The sequence below is a fragment of the Streptomyces sp. 796.1 genome, from assembly GCF_047525675.1.
Classification (GTDB): Bacteria; Actinomycetota; Actinomycetes; order Streptomycetales; family Streptomycetaceae; genus Streptomyces.
Genome location: NZ_JBLIWA010000032.1, coordinates 45,051 through 59,979 on the forward strand (window position 1 = coordinate 45,051; position 14,929 = coordinate 59,979).

The window sequence follows — 14,929 nt, forward strand, 5'->3', positions numbered from 1 at the left end:
CCCATGTTTCAGATCACGCCCCGAATCATCTCGAACATTGCTTGCAATTCCTGCTTCGCTCCGAGGCCTAGGCCGTCTAGGTCCCGTTCCGATATGCCGCCACGAATCACCTCTTGCAGGAAAAGGCCCGGCAATTCCGTCCCAAATCCTTCCTGAAGGGCGAAGAGATCCCGTTCTGCCACTTCGTCATACAGATCACCGTGGCGCGGGGGGATTATGTAGGTCGTCCCGGCTTTCCCAGAGTGCCGCCCCTTCTGGTCGGATCCCTTCTGTGCTTTGCCTTTAAAACCGTGCTTCATGTCGAAGTGGGCGCGCTGCTCGGGCGAGAAATTCTTCAGAGACTCCAGGCGCTTGGCCATGGAGGGCATTCCGACGGCCCTCTTCGGCTGGCGGGCCAGGACCCGGTTGGGAATGTAGTTCTCCATCTCCCGGAAGCTCAGGACATGCGAACTAACACCTTCGCGCGCGGCGGCTTCGGCCTTCGCGTGATTGCCGGTCCGGTCCGTGGGATGGAAGCTGTCACTGTCGATGACTAGGACTACGCGCTTGATCCTAGAGAACTGCGCGGCCTGGTCGACTGCATGCCGGGCCGCACCGTCCTTGCCGCCTCCGTTATATACACCAAGGCGGCTGTTCTCCTTGGCATCGATGACGTCCCCGCAACCCAACAGGCGCGCGAGCGCCTCGATCATCTGCCAGTCATAGATCGCGTTCTCCACCACCAGCACAGCCGGCCGCTCCAAGTCGCGGAGGTCTGCCGTCAACGTCTCGCCGGCCACCGTCACCACATCAGTTGTCCCTCCGTGCGGCGCCCAGGCCTGAGCCATGCTCGCCTTCTGCGCGAGCAGCAGGTAGACCTGCGCCAGAACCGGGACGTGACGCTCCAGGAACGCGCAAACGGCGTCCACATCACCGGGAGAGATCACCCACTCGTGCCGTGCCTCCCTGAAAAACGTGATCAGCTTCAATACGAGCTCTGCATTTTCGTCGCCCTGGCGACCCGTCAAAAGATCGACCGGAATCTCAACGCGCATCGTTGATCCGATTCACCTGCGCGTCCGCGAGGGCGCGCACCTCCTCGAAGTCCTCTGCGAAAACTCCCCGCGGCCAATAGTCGAGGTTACCGAGGGGATCCACTGCGATCTTTCGCAGAATAGCGACCCCCTCGGTCTGCTCAACGAAGTAGATCTTCACGTCTTCGGGCGCCAGCTTCTGTTCCGCAACCCGCCGACGCAGCCTGAGGAGGAAGTTCTCACTATGCGTCTCAACCAAGAAGCGCACCTGCGACTCCTGTACGGCGTCGACATAGAGATCGGCGATCGCGGCGTGTGCCGAAGGATGGAGATGGAGTTCAGGCTCCTCCACGATCTCGATCACAGGCCCGGCGGGCGACTTCACGTGGTCCGCGGCCCGCTGGATCACTATCGGCAGGAACTGGACCACACCGGTGCCGACGTCATCGATGTGAACGACGAGGTCGGGGTCATGCAGGGAACGCAACTTAGGGATGTACATCCCGGATCCGACGTCGGTGACTTCGAGCTGCCAGCCGGGCAGTACGCTTTCCAGCAGAGCGTTCACTTCACGGCCGATCAGACCACGCCCGTACATCTCATCCGCGGCGAGCATACCGAGGGCCCTCTCCCCCCGATAGCCGACACTGCTCGAGGTTCTGAGCGGAGACCGGAAGAAGCGCTCCGGGCTCTTCCTGAACGGACCCAGATATCGGATCTCGTCAAGGCCTTCCCGTATCAGCCCAGTGACTCCGCGGACACCGCTGACGGAGTCCAACCAGTCGGCAGAATCGGGCAGCAGCCCACTAAATCCGATTCTTCCCTCACGGCCGTCGACAAGATAAGCACGCTTCTCAAGAGAGTAGGCATCGATACTACGGATCCAGGAGATGTTCACGTCCTCTGCCCCGCAGGAGATCTCCAAAGAGGAAACTAGCTGTGTTCCCTGATTGGCGATGTTCTGCACCTCGGCGGTGACACTGATGACGTCGCCGCCCTCGATGCCGATCGAGGCGCCCAGGCGAATGTGCCCGTGGGGCGACGAGCCGTGGATCAGATCGGTGAACGAAGGAGTGAAACCCTGGATCAGATCCAGGTCCAGAGGGTACGGAGAGTCGCCGCGGATACCGCTGGACAGCAGCGGGAGCGCTCGCACGACGGCGCTCTTACCAGAATTATTACGACCCAGCACGATGGTAATCTTGCCGAGTTCAACATCCTGCCTCTCTTTGAAGCAGCGATAGTTCTCCAGCGAGAACCTCTCCAACGACACCTGGGCTCCGTTCGCTCACATCATGTCCGGCACACGCCGCCCCAACGGCCCATCGGCGTGGCTACGGCAATACTCTCAGACAGCGGAAGCTCGGCACCCGAGTTTCACTCTTTCCCGCTGTGCAGATGGCCGGCGTCTGGCCCGTCGTTTTGACTATCCAGCAAGGCTGTGAGCCTCCACACAACAACCCTTCCCTGGGCTACAGCGATGCTGCGCGAGACCACGGGCCTAAGCTCCAGGGAAGACAGCGGGCCAATCAGCTCCCCAGGAACATCGGCGGGCCCCCCTGGCACCCTCTGGCATGGGCACGATCATCTCGCCTGCAGCCAGCAACAACCTCGCCCCCGTGATGCGGATTGCGCCGGATGCCTTGCCACATCCGTCAACTTGCAGCCCGCTTGGGCCCAGCATGTCCGCCCCAGGCAGCCCCCTGAGTACGTCGCCCCATGTTTCAGACAGACGCAAGAGCCACGTTCTACTCGGTTGACGAGTTCACTGACACCAGCGGCACGCGCCATATCCGGCCGAAAGCAGCACGGGCACATCACGCCGTTGCGCTTCCCCACACGAGTCTGGCGGCTACTGGGCATGGCGACGTGCACTCGCGTGTCATTGACGGGCCGAAGGACCTCTCCGGGCCGCCGCCCCAGGGAAAGCGGCGCGGGGGAATATCGGAACCGTGGGGCAGCGGCGTTCTCCTTGGGTGAGAGAGGTGCCGGCGATCCGGCTCCCCCAATCAACCACCAACTCCCCCCTCACCCCCCAACCACCAACTTCCCCACCACCCGCCCCGCCCGGCTCTCCTCCATCGCCGCGTGGATGCCCTCCAGGGTCAGGGGGAAGGAACGCGCGACGTGTACGCGGAGTTGGCCGTCGGTGACCAGGGCATTCGCTCGGTGTAGCAGGGTGGCGGATGCCTTGAGGAAGACGGGGACGTACTTCGTGCCGCGGGGGCCCACGCCGCGTAGGCGGCGGGCGGTGATCGTGGTGAGGAGGCGGGTTGCGGAGGCGGGGGTGACCTGGCCGTCCTCGTCGCGGGCGATCGTGACGAAACGGCCGCCGGGGCGCAGTACGCGCTGGGCGCGGAGCCACTGTTCGCGACCGCCGACGCAGTCGATCACCACGTCGAAGGAGTCCGCGCCGAAGCGGGTCGCCACGTCCGTGGTCTCCCTGTCGATCGTCTCGTCGGCGCCCAGGGAGCGTACGAACTCCTGGTTACGGGCGCTGGCGACGCCCACGACGAACGCGTCGGCCGCGCGCGCCAGTTGGACGGCGAGGTGGCCGACGCCGCCGGACGCGCCGATCACGGCGACCCGGGTTCCGGGCCCGACCTGGCCGCGGTCCAGGCAGGTCAGCGCCGTCTGCGCGGCCAGCGGGAGGGCCGCGGACTCGGCGAACCCGAGGCCGGGCGGGGTGTGCGCGAGCAGCCGCGCGGGCACGTTGACGTACTCCGCCGCGCCGCCCCCGCCGATCTCGTTGTCGGCGTGCACCCGGTCGCCCACGCGGAACGGGCGGGCCACGGCCGCCTGCTGCCCCGCCGCACCGGCCCGGCCTCCCCCCGTACCGGCCCGGCCTCCCGGCACGCCGTCCCGGCCGCCTGCCGCCACCCCCTCCCCCACCGCGGTGACGACGCCGGCGAGGTCGAACAGCGGCGTGAACGGGAAGCGGCGGCGGGTGATGAGGCGGCGGTTCCCCTCGATCATCTGCCAGTCGATGGGATTGACCGCCGCCGCCCGCACCTGAACCTGCACTTCCTGCGGTCCTGGCGGGCGGACGGGCAGCGCCTCGGCGAGCGCGAGCACCTCGCGCACCGGGCCGTAGCGGCGCTGCACGATCGCCCGCTGGGTGGACGGTACGGACGGGTGGGATGCGTGGGACTGGTGGGGCGTCATCCGCTGGCCTCCTCGCGACGGGGCCGGCCCACGGGGCAGCCCCAGGCAGAACGGGCGGCGCACGGGCCGGGCAGGGCTTTCACCGAAGCCGACGCCGAAGCCGGGACCGCGGACGGGATCAGGAGCGCCACCAGGGGTGCCCCGAGCATTACTAAACTCATGGACAAGTACTGTACGGCAAGTTCAGTAGTGGGCGACCGGGCCGCACAGGGCTATCCTCAGCGCATGGCGAAGGCGAAGTCGTCCAGTGACCCCGTAGAGGGACCCGCGGCCGGGCCCGTGGATCCGCGTGTGGCGCGCACGCGACGCGATGTGATCCGCGCGAGCGCCACCACGCTGTTGGAAGAGGGCTGGGGCGCGACGACGCACGCCGAGGTCGCGCGCCGCGCGGGGTACTCGAAGGCGACCCTCTACGCGCACTGGCCCACCTCAGCCGACCTGATGCGCGATGCCATCGCCCTGATCTGCGAGGACGCCACCCACCCGGCGGCCAGCGGAGACCTGCACACCGACCTGCACACCGCACTGGGGGCTCTCGCGCTGACGCTGTCGGAGCGCCGGTACGACCGCCTGATGGCGGGCGTCATCGAACGCGCCGCCGACGACGAAGGCGCCCGTGACCTCAGGGACCGCCTCTACGCGAGCGCCACCACGGGCATCCGCACCGCCCTCACCGCCCATCTGGCGCCCGAAGACGTCGAACCCTGCCTCGCCATGCTCGTCGGCGCCGTCCTCGTCCGGGCCACGTACGAGGGGCGGGCGGTGACCCCGGAGTTCCTCACGGACGTCGTCGAGCGGACCGTGGGGCGGGGCGGCAGGGGGGCGGGGGAAGGGTGAGGCGGCGGCGTTGTGGTGGGTGGCACCCGTGTGGGCCCTGCCGGGCTCGTACCGCCTCCGTCTTGGTTCCCGTCGCCCTCGCCCTACGCCCCCGCTACTCCCCGTGCCCCAGCAAGTTGCTCGGGTGAACCTCGCGTTCGACGCGCGGCGTGATGTCCGGGAGGTAGATCTTCTGGATGGCGTCGCCGGCGCCGTGGGCCTCCCAGAGTTCGCGGGTGGCCCAGCGTTCGACGAGGACGAAGCGGGTCGGGTCGTCCTGGGAGTGGTGCGCCTCCCAGCTCACGCAGCCCTCTTCGGCCAGGCAGAGCGGGCGCATCCGGGTCAGGGCGTCGGCCACCGCGGGGACGTCCTCGGCGGCGGTGACACGGATGATGACGATCAGGTCGAACATCGTTGCTCCTCGCAGGGGTGGGAGCCGGGCGCGTACGGCATGGGTCGCGTACGAAGCGGTCGGCCGTACGGCCCGTACGCCGCGGGTCGCAGACCCGGAGGGCCGCGCCCAGCAGGCACGACGTGGCCGAGGCAGGGTCGCCCGAGGGGCGCGCGGCGCGGCGCGGTCAAGGTGAGCGCGCTCGAATCCGGGTGGGCTCCCCGTCGCCGGACGCGGGGCCCGGTGCCCCGTCGGGGACGGGGCGCCCGGTGGTTATCCGTGCGCGCTCACGCTCGCTAGTTGCTCGGTTGCTGGGCCGCGCGGCCCCGCTCGACGCCGCCCTGACCTGCGTCGATCGGGCCCTCGTCGAAGTCAACCTTCTTCATGTGCCGATTCATGGACTTCATCAGGAACCACACGGCAACGCCGATGACCGCGAAGACGATGAAGCCGAGTACGCCAGGGGTGACCTTGTTGTTGTCCACTTCCTTGGCGAGCTCGAACACCGGAGACGCGTGGGTCAGGGCGAGGGTGCTAGTCGCGGTCATCATGGCGTCAATTGTTGCGGATGCCCGCGAAGAGGTCGTCCTCGGGGAGGGATGTCGCCACGCGTGACTGCGCGAGCTCGTACTCCTCCGTCGGCCAGACCTCCTTCTGGATCTCCATCGGGACCCGGAACCAGCCGCCGTCCGGATCGATCTGCGTACGGTGCGCGATCAGCGCCTTGTCGCGGATCTCGAAGAATTCGCCGCAGGGCACGTACGTGGTCAACTCGCGCTCGCGCTTCTGGAACTCCTTCCAGCGCTCCAGCCACTCCCCGTACGGCGATTCGAGACCGCGCGCGAGCAGCGCCTCGTGCAGGGCGACGGTGCGCGGGCGGTTGAACCCCTGGTTGTAGTAGAGCTTCAGCGGCTGCCAGGGCTCGCCCGCCTCCGGGTATCGGGACGGGTCGCCCGCGGCCTCGAACGCCACCATCGTGATCTTGTGGGTCATGATGTGGTCGGGGTGCGGATAGCCGCCGTTCTCGTCGTAGGTCGTGATCACCTGCGGCTTGAACGAACGGATCAGCTTCACCAGCGCGCCGGCCGCCTCGTCGACGTCCTGGAGCGCGAAGCACCCTTCGGGCAGCGGGGGCAGCGGGTCACCCTCGGGGAGCCCGGAGTCCACGAAGCCGAGCCACTCCTGCTGCACCCCCAGGATCTCGCGGGCCTCGTCCATCTCCTTGGCGCGCACCTCGTGGATGTTCGCCTCGATGTACGGGTCGCCCTGGAGCTTCGGGTTGAGGATGGAGCCTCGCTCACCACCTGTGCAGGTGGCGACCAGCACGTCCACCCCCTCGGATACGTACTTGGCCATGGTGGCCGCGCCCTTGCTCGACTCATCGTCGGGGTGAGCGTGAACGGCCATCAGTCGTAGCTGCTCAGTCAAGACTCGATCCTCAGTCCTTGGTCAAAGAAGACGCCTCCTATAGTGACCGAAGCTGGGCGGGAATAATTCCGAGATTTTTCAACCAGCGGGCTGAGCAGGAGGAATGATCATGGCGCCGGTGCGCGATGCACGACCGGACGGGCGTTACGGCCGCTCCGCAGACGAGCGCGCGGACCGCAAGTTGAAGATCATCGGGGCGACGCTCGGCGTCGCGCTGCTCGGCGTCGTCGGCTGGGCCGGCTACTCCTACGTCGCCGGTCAGGACGTCAGCGGCCGGGTCATCGCGTTCAAGGTGGTCTCCGAGCACGCCGTCGAGGTCCACCTTGAGGTGCGCAAGGACGCGGGCGACACGGGGGTGTGCACGGTGCGCTCGCAGGCCGAGGACGGCGCCGAGGTCGGCCGCAAGGACTTCACCTTCGACCAGCGGCAGAAGCAGGTGGACGAGGTCGTGACGCTGCGCACGACCCGGCGCGCGACCAATGCGGAACTCGTCGAGTGTACGGGCGCCGGCGACTGAGCGTCCCGTCGCGTTCCCGAGGGGACCGGTCCGTGCGGCCTGGTCCACGTACGGCCCCGTAGGCCCCCATACGAACCGCATGGGTCGTACGCGCCGTGCGTGCCGCATATGCCGTAGGCGCGGCACATGTCGTACGCGCTGTGCACGCCGTACGCGCCGCATCGATCCCGCGCGGCTACGCTCCGCCACCGGCCCGTGCGGTTGGCGCGGGCCCGGTGGGTCGCACCCCCCTAGAGTCGACTCCGTCACCTCGGCCCCTTGCGTCGCGCCTCCCGCGCCATGCCGCTTTACGTGCTGTTTGCCCTGGTGGTAGGGGGTCTTGAGGGGCGAGGAGACCCCGAGTGCACCCCTTTCTGACGGGTTTCCCGTGCATTCGGGCCCTTCCCTTCTCCCCCTTTCCGCGCGGAATTGTTAGGCTCGTGGTTTCGCCCACCTTTGAAGGTGCACCCTTTGGAGGAGGGCGTTCATTTGTATTCCCCCAAGCACCGACGAGGAGCACCTGTGACCCAGACCAGCGACAACGTCACCTGGCTGACCCAGGAGGCGTACAACCAGCTCAAGGCCGAGCTGGAGTACCTGTCGGGTCCCGCGCGGGTCGAGATCGCGAAGAAGATCGAGGCCGCCCGTGAAGAGGGCGACCTGCGGGAGAACGGCGGTTACCACGCTGCCAAGGAAGAGCAGGGCAAGCAGGAGCTGCGCGTGCGCCAGCTCACCCAGCTCCTCCAGCAGGCGAAGGTGGGCGAGGCCCCCGCGGACGACGGCGTGGTGGAGCCCGGCATGGTCGTGACGATCGCCTTCGACGGCGACCCGAATGACACCCTCACCTTCCTGATGGCCTCGCGCGAGTACGCGAGCGGGGACATCGAGACGTACTCGCCGCAGTCGCCGCTCGGCACCGGCGTGACGGGCAAGAAGGTGGGCGACGAGGCGCAGTACGAGTTGCCGAACGGGCGCACCGCGTCCGTGAAGATCCTCGCGGCCAAGCCCTACCAGGGCTGAGCCACCGCGACGGGCCCGCGCACCGGACCACCGGGCCGGGCCCCGAGGACCGACGCACGGCGGCCCCCCACGGGGCGAGGCCGCCGGTGACGGACCCGACGACGAAACCCCCGACGCACGGCGTCGGGGGTTCGGTCGTCTTCGGTCGCCTTCAGATGGGGGGGCGAGGCGCCGGCTGTGGACCGGGGCGGCCTCAGGCCGCGGCCGAGCGGTACTTACGGACCGCGAGCGTGCGGAAGAGCACGATGATCACGACCGACCACAGCACCGACGCCAGCACCGGGTGCTCCATCGGCCAGGCGTCCGACGGCAGCCCGTCGGGGTTGCCGAAGAGTTGGCGACAGGCGAGCACGGTGGCGCTGAACGGGTTCCAGTCCGCCACGTGCTGCAAGAAGGTCGGCATGTTGTCGGTCGGCACGAACGCGTTCGACACGAACGTGAGCGGAAACAGCCAGATCAGGCCACCCGAGGTGGCCGCCTCCGGGGTGCGTACCGACAGGCCGATCAGCGCGCCGATCCAGGAGAACGCGTACCCGAGGAGGAGCAGCAGCCCGATCGCGCCGATCGCCTTCGGTATCCCGTCGTGCACCCGCCAGCCGATGATCAACGCGACGACGACCAGCACCACCACGGTCAGCGTGGTCTGTACGAGGTCGGCCAGGGTGCGCCCGGTGAGGACCGCACCGCGGGCCATCGGCAGCGAGCGGAACCGGTCCACCAGCCCCTTGTGCATGTCCTCCGCGATGCCGGCGCCCGCGCCGGCCGTGGCGAAGGTGACGGTCTGCGCGAAGATGCCCGCCATCAGGTACTCGCGGTAGTCCGCGGCGTCGTTGCCCGGCTGGCCGGGGACGGGGATGGCGCCGCCGAAGACGTACGCGAACAGCACCACGAACATGATCGGCTGGATGAGGCCGAAGATCACGACCTCGGGTATCCGGGCCATTCTGATCAGGTTCCTTCGGGCCACGACCAGGGAGTCTCTGGCCGACTGGACCAGGCCGCCCTGCGGGCGGGGGCCCGTCGTCTTGCCCAGCGCGGGGGTGACCGTACTGCTCATTTCGCCGCCTTCCCGTGGCGCTCGGCCGTCGCCGTCCCGGCCGCGCCTTCGGTGTCCTTGGTCGTGCCGGGGTCCGTACCGGCGCCTGCCGCGGGGCCCGTGCCACCGGCCGTCGGGTCGGGGCCCTCGCCGGCCGTGGGGTCGGTGCCGGGTTCCGCTTCGGCCGCGTGGCCGGTGAGGGAGATGAAGACGTCGTCCAGGGTGGGGCGGCGCAGGCCGATGTCGTCGATCTCGATGCCGCGGGAGTCGAGTTCGCGGATCACCTCGGCCAGCAGCTTGGCGCCACCGGTGACCGGCACCGTGACCCGGCGGGTGTGGTTGTCGACGCTGGTGCCGCCCTTGCCGAGGCGGCGCAGCACCTCGGTCGCGACGGTGAGGTGGGCCGGGTCGTGCACGACGACCTCGACCCGTTCGCCGCCGGTCTGCGCCTTGAGCTGGTCGGACGTGCCCCGGGCGATCACCCGGCCGTGGTCGACGACGCAGATGTCGTGGGCGAGTTGGTCGGCCTCCTCCAGGTACTGCGTGGTGAGCAGCAGCGTGGTGCCGCCCGCGACGAGTTCCTGCATGATCTGCCAGAGCGCCTGTCGGTTGCGCGGGTCGAGACCGGTGGTGGGCTCGTCCATGAACATCACGGGCGGGCGGACCACCAGGGCCGCCGCCAGGTCGAGCCGGCGCCGCATGCCGCCCGAGTACGTCTTGGCGGTGCGGTCGGCGGCCTCGGTGAGGTTGAAGCGCTCCAGCAGTTCGGCCGCGCGCGCCTTCGCCTCGCGGGCCCGCAACTGGTAGAGCTGGCCCACCATCTGCAAGTTCTCACGGCCCGTCAAGTATTCGTCCACGGCGGCGAATTGGCCGGACAGGCCGATGACGTGCCGGACGTCGTTGGGGTGCTTGAGCACGTCGATGCCGGCGACCGTGGCCCGGCCGCTGTCGGGGCGGAGCAGGGTGGTGAGCACCCGCACCGCGGTGGTCTTGCCCGCGCCGTTGGGGCCCAGCAGGCCGAGCACGGTTCCTTCGGGGACGTCGAGGTCGACGCCGTCCAGAGCCCTGACCTTGCCGAAGGTCTTCACCAGACCTTCGGCGTAGATGGCACCTGGCATGAGGTTTCTCCCAGAGTGGCTGGTCTTCTCGAAATTGCTTCGCGTTTTCTTCGGGCTTCTTCGAAACTCTTCGGAGGCTTGCGGGACTTGGGGCGACGGTGGGCTGCGGTCTGACGGTGACCCGCGCGAGGGGCGTACGCGCCCTACGGCGGGGATCGGCTCGCCCTCGCCCCGCCCGCCCCGTGCTCCCGCCCGGCTCGCCCCGGACCGCCGCGCCCGCCGGCGCGCCGCCGGTGGCCACCCGCTGCGGCGACCGGGCGCACTGCCCGGGAAAGTCAAGCGATCACCGTTATAGCAGACACGCGATATATCGCGTCAATCCTTGCGACAGTATCGCGTTGATACTCCACGGTACGTCCGCATCGATCACCCCGCATCCGTGGCCGCACCGACGCCACGGCCGACCGCGCGACGCCCCGTCCCGATGCCGCAGCACCGACGGGCCCGGAACCACCCGGCCGGCAGGCGGGGCAACCACGCCCCGCGGCCCCACAGCCACACCCAGCCGGCTAGCCCAGCACCCCGTACCCCGCCCCGCGCAGCGCCGACGCCACCTCCGCGCAGTGGGCCGTGCCCTTGGTCTCCAGGTGTAGTTCGACCTCCACTTCGGCGAGTCCGAGCCGCGGATCGGTCCGTACGTGGCCCACGTCGAGCACGTTAGCGTCCACCACTGACAACACCCGGAGCAGCGAGGCCAGGGCGCCGGGACGGTCGGGCAGGCGGACCCGGAGCGAGAGGTAGCGGCCGGCCGCGGCCATTCCGTGCCGGAGCACGCGCTGCAACAGCAGCGGGTCCACGTTGCCGCCCGAGAGCACGGCCACCACCGGCCCGGCGAAGGCGTCCGGCGCGGCGAGCAGCGCGGCCACCGGGCTCGCGCCGGCCGGCTCCACCACCAGCTTCGCCCGTTCGAGGCAGAGCAGCAGGGCGCTGGCCAGGTCGTCCTCGGAGACCGTACGGATCTCGTCGACGAGGTCGCGGACGAGCGGGAAGGTGACGTCGCCCGGGCGGCCGACCCGGATGCCGTCGGCCATCGTGCCGGGCGCGGCGAGCGCGACCGGGTGGCCGGCCGCCAGTGAGGGCGGGAACGCCGCCGAGCCCGCCGCCTGCACCCCCACCACCCGCACGTCGGGCCGCAGCGCCTTGACCGCCACCGCGATCCCGGCCGCGAGCCCGCCGCCCCCGATCCCCACCACGACGGTGCGCACCTCGGGGCACTGGTCCAGGATCTCCAGGCCCACCGTGCCCTGGCCGGCGATGACGTCGGGGTGGTCGTAGGGGTGGATGAAGACCGCACCGCTCTCGCGCGCGCAGGCGCGCGCCGCGTCCAACGCCTCCGCCAGCACCTCGCCGCGCAGCCGCACGTCGGCGCCGTACTCGCGGGTCGCGGCGACCTTCGGCAGCGGCGCGCCCTCGGGCATGAACACGGTCGATTCGACGCCGAGCAGTGAGGCCGCGAGCGCGACGCCCTGTGCGTGGTTGCCGGCGCTGGCCGCGACCACGCCGGCGGCCCGTTCCGCGGCCGTGAGCCGGGCGATCCGCACGTACCCGCCGCGCACCTTGAAGGAGCCGGTGCGCTGGAGGTTCTCGCACTTGAGGTGCACCGGCGCGGCCACCAGCCGGCTCAGGAAGCGGCTGCCCTCTAGCGCGGTCACCCGGGCCACCCCGGCGAGCGTCCGGCTGGCGGCGCGCACCGATTCCAAGGTGACGCGTGTGGCGGGAGAGGGGGCCGGCTCCGGCCGGTCGTCGTCGTGGGTGGCGGCGGCTCCGGGCGCGCGGCGGGCCGCCGTGGTGCGCTCCGCGGCGGGCGGCTGTCCGTCGGGCGCCGGGGGTGCGCCCCGGAGCGTACGGGAAGTGGGGTGGCCGTCGGTGGCGGGGCGGGGCGGCCCGTCGTCCGGGGTGCGGTCCCGGTCCGCGGGTCCCTCTCGGGCGGACGGCCCCGTGGGCCCGGCGCCGCCCGCGCCGCGTGCAGCCATGATGCCCAGTTTCCCAGCTTCTGCCCGAAACGGCCGCCCCACCCGGCTCAGTGGGCCCCCTTCGCACGGCTTTGTGCAGGGCAGGTACGAGGCGGCCCGGGGCCGCGTACTCTGTCCCCCATCCTTCAGACCACCGCACGAAGTGAGCCCCAGGCCATGCCCACCCATTCGGACATGACGACTGCGACAACGGCCCGGGGGACGTCCCCAGGCCAAGCGCCGGAGGAGACCGGCGTCCTCGACTCTCTCCAACACCAGGTGGCGCTCTTCGCCCGCCGCGCGGAGCAGACCCGCCTAGGCGGCGTCGGCCAGGCCCGCAACTCGATGGACCGCGCCGCCTACCTCCTCCTCAACCGCCTTGACCAGGAAGGAGAGATGGGCGTCAAGAAGTTGGCGCTCAGCATGGGCATCGACTCCTCGACCGTCACCCGCCAGGTCGCACCGCTCGTCGACACCGGCATGGTGAAGCGCACCTCGCACCCCGAGGACGGCCGCGCCGTCGTGCTGCAACTCTCGCCGCGCGGCAAGGCCCGACTCGAAGAAGTCCGCTCGTCCCGGCGGGAGTTGATGGCGCTCGCCACCGAGGACTGGAGCGCGGACGAGCGCGACCAGTTCTGTCATCTGTTGACCCGGTTCAACACGGCGCTCTCGGTGATCCACGGCGTGCCCCAACTGGCCACGCCCTCCCCCTCCTGACCAGCACCTTCCCCTTCTTCTCGGCCTCTCGGACGCCGGGATTCCGGTCGCTGCCCCGCCAGCCAGCCGGCTTCTGACGTCCCGTTCGCCGGCCGCTGGCGCCCCCGCCGCCGGCCACACTCCCTGCCGCTCACCGCCGCCGGAACTGGCCTTCCGGCTGCCGCTCCACCTCCCGTGCCCATGCCGGGGCCTGGATCGACCGACGCACCGCCCCGCAGTCCCCGACTCGCGGGACCGCCCGCACCCCGAGGGCCGCACGGCGCGCGTCGGCACCCCCACCGGAGGGGCCGTCACCCGGCCGCCCTCCGCTCCGCGCCCCGGCGGCGCACTGGTCAGACCGGGCCTACTCGCCGCCGTACGGCCCCGCGCCGGCCCGTACGTCGCCAAGCCGTACGCCCCAAGGCTCGTACGTCCCCAAGCCGTACGGTCCGAGGCCCGTGCGCCGAAGGCCACACCCGAGGCGCCGCGCCGGACCGGCGCCCGGCCGCGCCCCCGGCTGCGTACCGTCCCGCGGCTCTCCGCACGCGGCCGGTGCCGGTGGCGCGCGCCCCGTACCGCCGCTCCCTTCCGGGCGGCGAACCGCCCGCCCGTACGGCACGGTACGGGCCGTGCTCATCGAGCTCGGGGACCACCCAGCGGGCGGCCACCACCTGCTCCTATGCCTGTGGCATATGCCCCGACCTCACCCGGCGCGTCCCGGCCCCGCCACGTCTCACCATGCGAGCAATCTCGGACGAATTACACCGCCCACCGGCCCGTCGCGGGCGGCGTCCCGACCGCCGGCGCCGCGCCGACGGCCGACGGTCGATGAACCGGCGACGACCCGTCGACGGCCGACGCCGCCCCCCTTGACCGGGCGGCCCGGCTGGCGTGTCCTGAAGGGGTCGTGTTCTCACGAACACGGGAGGCGCGGTGGGAAAACGGCGGGCGGCACGGGAGCGGCGCCGGGCCCGGGAGTTCGAAGCCTTCGTCGCGGGCGCGGGCGGCCGGCTGCTGCCTGCCGCGGCGCTGCTCACCGGCGAGCCGCCGGAGGACTGCGCGGCGGCCGAGCGGCTGCTTGAGGCCGCGCTCGCCGGCACGTACGCGCACTGGGACGAGTTGCGCGGCGACGACCCGTACGACCGCACCCGCCGGGAACTCGCCGTCCGCTTCGCCCGCACCGCCTGGCGGCACCGGCACCGGCACCCCGCCGCCGCACCGGCCGGCGGGCTGCTCGCCGCGCTCGCGCCGCGGGAACGGCTGGTGCTGGTGCTGCGCCTGTACGAGGGCGTGGCCGAGGAGGTGACGGCCGCCGCGCTCGGTCTGCCGGCCGACCGGGTGCGTGCGCTGTACGCCCACGCCATCGCCACGTTGCGCGCGCAGGCGCGCGAGGGCGACGGGACGGCCGGCGCCGGCGGCCTGCCCCCGGGCCCGCCCGGAGGTGCCCCGTCCGGCGCCCCGGCCGCGAGCCCGTCCGCAAGTGCCCCGCCCAGAGACCTCCCGCCCGGCGGGCCCCCGTACGGCGGGACGCGGTCATGAGCTGGGACCGCAAGGAGGACGAGGTGCGGCAGTTGCTCGACGCGCAGCCGCGGCCCGACCTGCCGTGGGACCTCGCCGCCCGGGCGGCGGCCCGCGGACACCGGGCGCTGCGCCGGCGCCGGGCCGTCCGCCTGGTCCTGTGGATCGTGCTGCTGGCCGCGGTCTGCGCCGGCACCGTCTGGGCGGCCGTCACGGAACCGTGGGTGCCGCCGCCGCGTACCACCACGCCGCTCGACGGGTGGTGAGGCCGCCCGGCGAG

The 14,929-nt window shown here is 70.7% G+C and carries 15 protein-coding genes; 6 read left to right on the forward strand and 9 right to left on the reverse strand.

All coding sequences use genetic code 11. The annotated features are described in order from the left end of the window. Positions 1–8: 8 nt before the first annotated feature. From ACMA1D_RS21600 to ACMA1D_RS21610, 3 genes are all read right to left on the reverse strand, one after another. A complete protein-coding gene (locus tag ACMA1D_RS21600; protein WP_414725660.1) occupies positions 9–1,034 on the reverse strand; it encodes a hypothetical protein in 1,026 nt (341 codons plus the stop codon). Continuing rightward, the gene (locus ACMA1D_RS21605) at positions 1,024–2,286 is read right to left on the reverse strand and encodes a DUF3696 domain-containing protein (RefSeq protein ID WP_414725661.1); all 1,263 of its coding nucleotides are present in this window, start codon (positions 2,284–2,286) and stop codon (positions 1,024–1,026) included. The genes ACMA1D_RS21600 and ACMA1D_RS21605 overlap by 11 nt, the downstream gene beginning before the upstream one ends. A gap of 755 nt (positions 2,287–3,041) precedes the next feature. Further along, positions 3,042–4,178 (reverse strand): NAD(P)-dependent alcohol dehydrogenase, encoded by a 1,137-nt coding sequence (locus ACMA1D_RS21610; RefSeq protein WP_414725662.1) that lies wholly within the window; start codon positions 4,176–4,178, stop codon positions 3,042–3,044. Positions 4,179–4,469: 291 nt separating this feature from the next. On the opposite strand from ACMA1D_RS21610, the gene ACMA1D_RS21615 reads away from it, so the two are divergent. Next, on the forward strand, positions 4,470–5,015 hold the full coding sequence (locus ACMA1D_RS21615) for a TetR/AcrR family transcriptional regulator (protein WP_414725663.1): 546 nt from the start codon (positions 4,470–4,472) through the stop codon (positions 5,013–5,015). A 94-nt stretch (positions 5,016–5,109) separates the two neighbouring features. Here the strand turns inward: ACMA1D_RS21615 and ACMA1D_RS21620 are convergent, their stop codons facing one another. The 3 genes from ACMA1D_RS21620 to mca all read right to left on the reverse strand — a co-directional run bounded on the left by ACMA1D_RS21620 (position 5,110) and on the right by mca (position 6,813). Further along, positions 5,110–5,406, reverse strand: a complete 297-nt coding sequence (locus ACMA1D_RS21620; RefSeq protein ID WP_414725664.1) for a putative quinol monooxygenase — start codon at positions 5,404–5,406, stop codon at positions 5,110–5,112. Between the two features lie 275 nt (positions 5,407–5,681). Next, on the reverse strand, positions 5,682–5,933 hold the full coding sequence (locus ACMA1D_RS21625; protein WP_414725698.1) for a hypothetical protein: 252 nt from the start codon (positions 5,931–5,933) through the stop codon (positions 5,682–5,684). Between the two features lie 7 nt (positions 5,934–5,940). Then, positions 5,941–6,813: a mycothiol conjugate amidase Mca gene (mca, locus tag ACMA1D_RS21630; RefSeq protein ID WP_414725665.1), complete on the reverse strand. Its 873-nt coding sequence runs from the start codon at positions 6,811–6,813 to the stop codon at positions 5,941–5,943. Positions 6,814–6,922: 109 nt separating this feature from the next. Here mca and ACMA1D_RS21635 point away from each other — a divergent pair, with 109 nt between their 5' ends. Together ACMA1D_RS21635 and greA are read left to right on the forward strand one after the other, a co-directional pair. Then, the gene (locus ACMA1D_RS21635) at positions 6,923–7,330 is read left to right on the forward strand and encodes a DUF4307 domain-containing protein (protein ID WP_414725699.1); all 408 of its coding nucleotides are present in this window, start codon (positions 6,923–6,925) and stop codon (positions 7,328–7,330) included. A gap of 501 nt (positions 7,331–7,831) precedes the next feature. Continuing rightward, on the forward strand, positions 7,832–8,329 hold the full coding sequence (gene greA, locus ACMA1D_RS21640; RefSeq protein ID WP_414725666.1) for a transcription elongation factor GreA: 498 nt from the start codon (positions 7,832–7,834) through the stop codon (positions 8,327–8,329). A 193-nt stretch (positions 8,330–8,522) separates the two neighbouring features. Here greA and ACMA1D_RS21645 read toward each other — a convergent pair whose 3' ends face one another. From ACMA1D_RS21645 to ilvA, 3 genes are all read right to left on the reverse strand, one after another. Then, positions 8,523–9,386, reverse strand: a complete 864-nt coding sequence (locus tag ACMA1D_RS21645) for an ABC transporter permease (RefSeq protein WP_349992971.1) — start codon at positions 9,384–9,386, stop codon at positions 8,523–8,525. After that, entirely contained in the window at positions 9,383–10,483 is a 1,101-nt protein-coding gene (locus ACMA1D_RS21650; protein WP_414725667.1) for an ATP-binding cassette domain-containing protein, read from the reverse strand. Before ACMA1D_RS21650 ends, ACMA1D_RS21645 begins: the two co-directional genes overlap by 4 nt. 509 nt (positions 10,484–10,992) lie before the next feature. Then, positions 10,993–12,456 (reverse strand): threonine ammonia-lyase, encoded by a 1,464-nt coding sequence (gene ilvA, locus ACMA1D_RS21655; RefSeq protein WP_414725668.1) that lies wholly within the window; start codon positions 12,454–12,456, stop codon positions 10,993–10,995. A gap of 156 nt (positions 12,457–12,612) precedes the next feature. On the opposite strand from ilvA, the gene ACMA1D_RS21660 reads away from it, so the two are divergent. The 3 genes from ACMA1D_RS21660 to ACMA1D_RS21670 all read left to right on the forward strand — a co-directional run bounded on the left by ACMA1D_RS21660 (position 12,613) and on the right by ACMA1D_RS21670 (position 14,915). Continuing rightward, positions 12,613–13,152: a MarR family winged helix-turn-helix transcriptional regulator gene (locus ACMA1D_RS21660; RefSeq protein ID WP_414725669.1), complete on the forward strand. Its 540-nt coding sequence runs from the start codon at positions 12,613–12,615 to the stop codon at positions 13,150–13,152. 912 nt (positions 13,153–14,064) lie between these two features. Beyond that, a complete protein-coding gene (locus tag ACMA1D_RS21665; protein ID WP_414725670.1) occupies positions 14,065–14,670 on the forward strand; it encodes a sigma factor-like helix-turn-helix DNA-binding protein in 606 nt (201 codons plus the stop codon). Beyond that, positions 14,667–14,915 carry a hypothetical protein gene (locus ACMA1D_RS21670; RefSeq protein WP_414725671.1) on the forward strand — a complete coding sequence of 83 codons (249 nt, stop codon included), beginning with the start codon at positions 14,667–14,669 and terminating at the stop codon, positions 14,913–14,915. Before ACMA1D_RS21665 ends, ACMA1D_RS21670 begins: the two co-directional genes overlap by 4 nt. The last annotated feature ends 14 nt before the right edge of the window (positions 14,916–14,929 follow it).

Excerpts from the sequence above, each read along its gene's own strand:
- ACMA1D_RS21600 (WP_414725660.1), bottom strand. The coding sequence starts at position 1,034 with ATGCGCGTTGAGATTCCGGTCGATCTTTTGACGGGTCGCCAGGGCGAC.
- ACMA1D_RS21610 (WP_414725662.1), bottom strand. The coding sequence starts at position 4,178 with ATGACGCCCCACCAGTCCCACGCATCCCACCCGTCCGTACCGTCCACC.
- ACMA1D_RS21620 (WP_414725664.1), bottom strand. The coding sequence starts at position 5,406 with ATGTTCGACCTGATCGTCATCATCCGTGTCACCGCCGCCGAGGACGTC.
- ACMA1D_RS21625 (WP_414725698.1), bottom strand. The coding sequence starts at position 5,933 with ATGACCGCGACTAGCACCCTCGCCCTGACCCACGCGTCTCCGGTGTTC.
- ACMA1D_RS21635 (WP_414725699.1), top strand. The coding sequence starts at position 6,923 with ATGGCGCCGGTGCGCGATGCACGACCGGACGGGCGTTACGGCCGCTCC.
- ACMA1D_RS21645 (WP_349992971.1), bottom strand. The coding sequence starts at position 9,386 with ATGAGCAGTACGGTCACCCCCGCGCTGGGCAAGACGACGGGCCCCCGC.
- ACMA1D_RS21650 (WP_414725667.1), bottom strand. The coding sequence starts at position 10,483 with ATGCCAGGTGCCATCTACGCCGAAGGTCTGGTGAAGACCTTCGGCAAG.
- ilvA (WP_414725668.1), bottom strand. The coding sequence starts at position 12,456 with ATGGCTGCACGCGGCGCGGGCGGCGCCGGGCCCACGGGGCCGTCCGCC.
- ACMA1D_RS21660 (WP_414725669.1), top strand. The coding sequence starts at position 12,613 with ATGCCCACCCATTCGGACATGACGACTGCGACAACGGCCCGGGGGACG.
- ACMA1D_RS21670 (WP_414725671.1), top strand. The coding sequence starts at position 14,667 with ATGAGCTGGGACCGCAAGGAGGACGAGGTGCGGCAGTTGCTCGACGCG.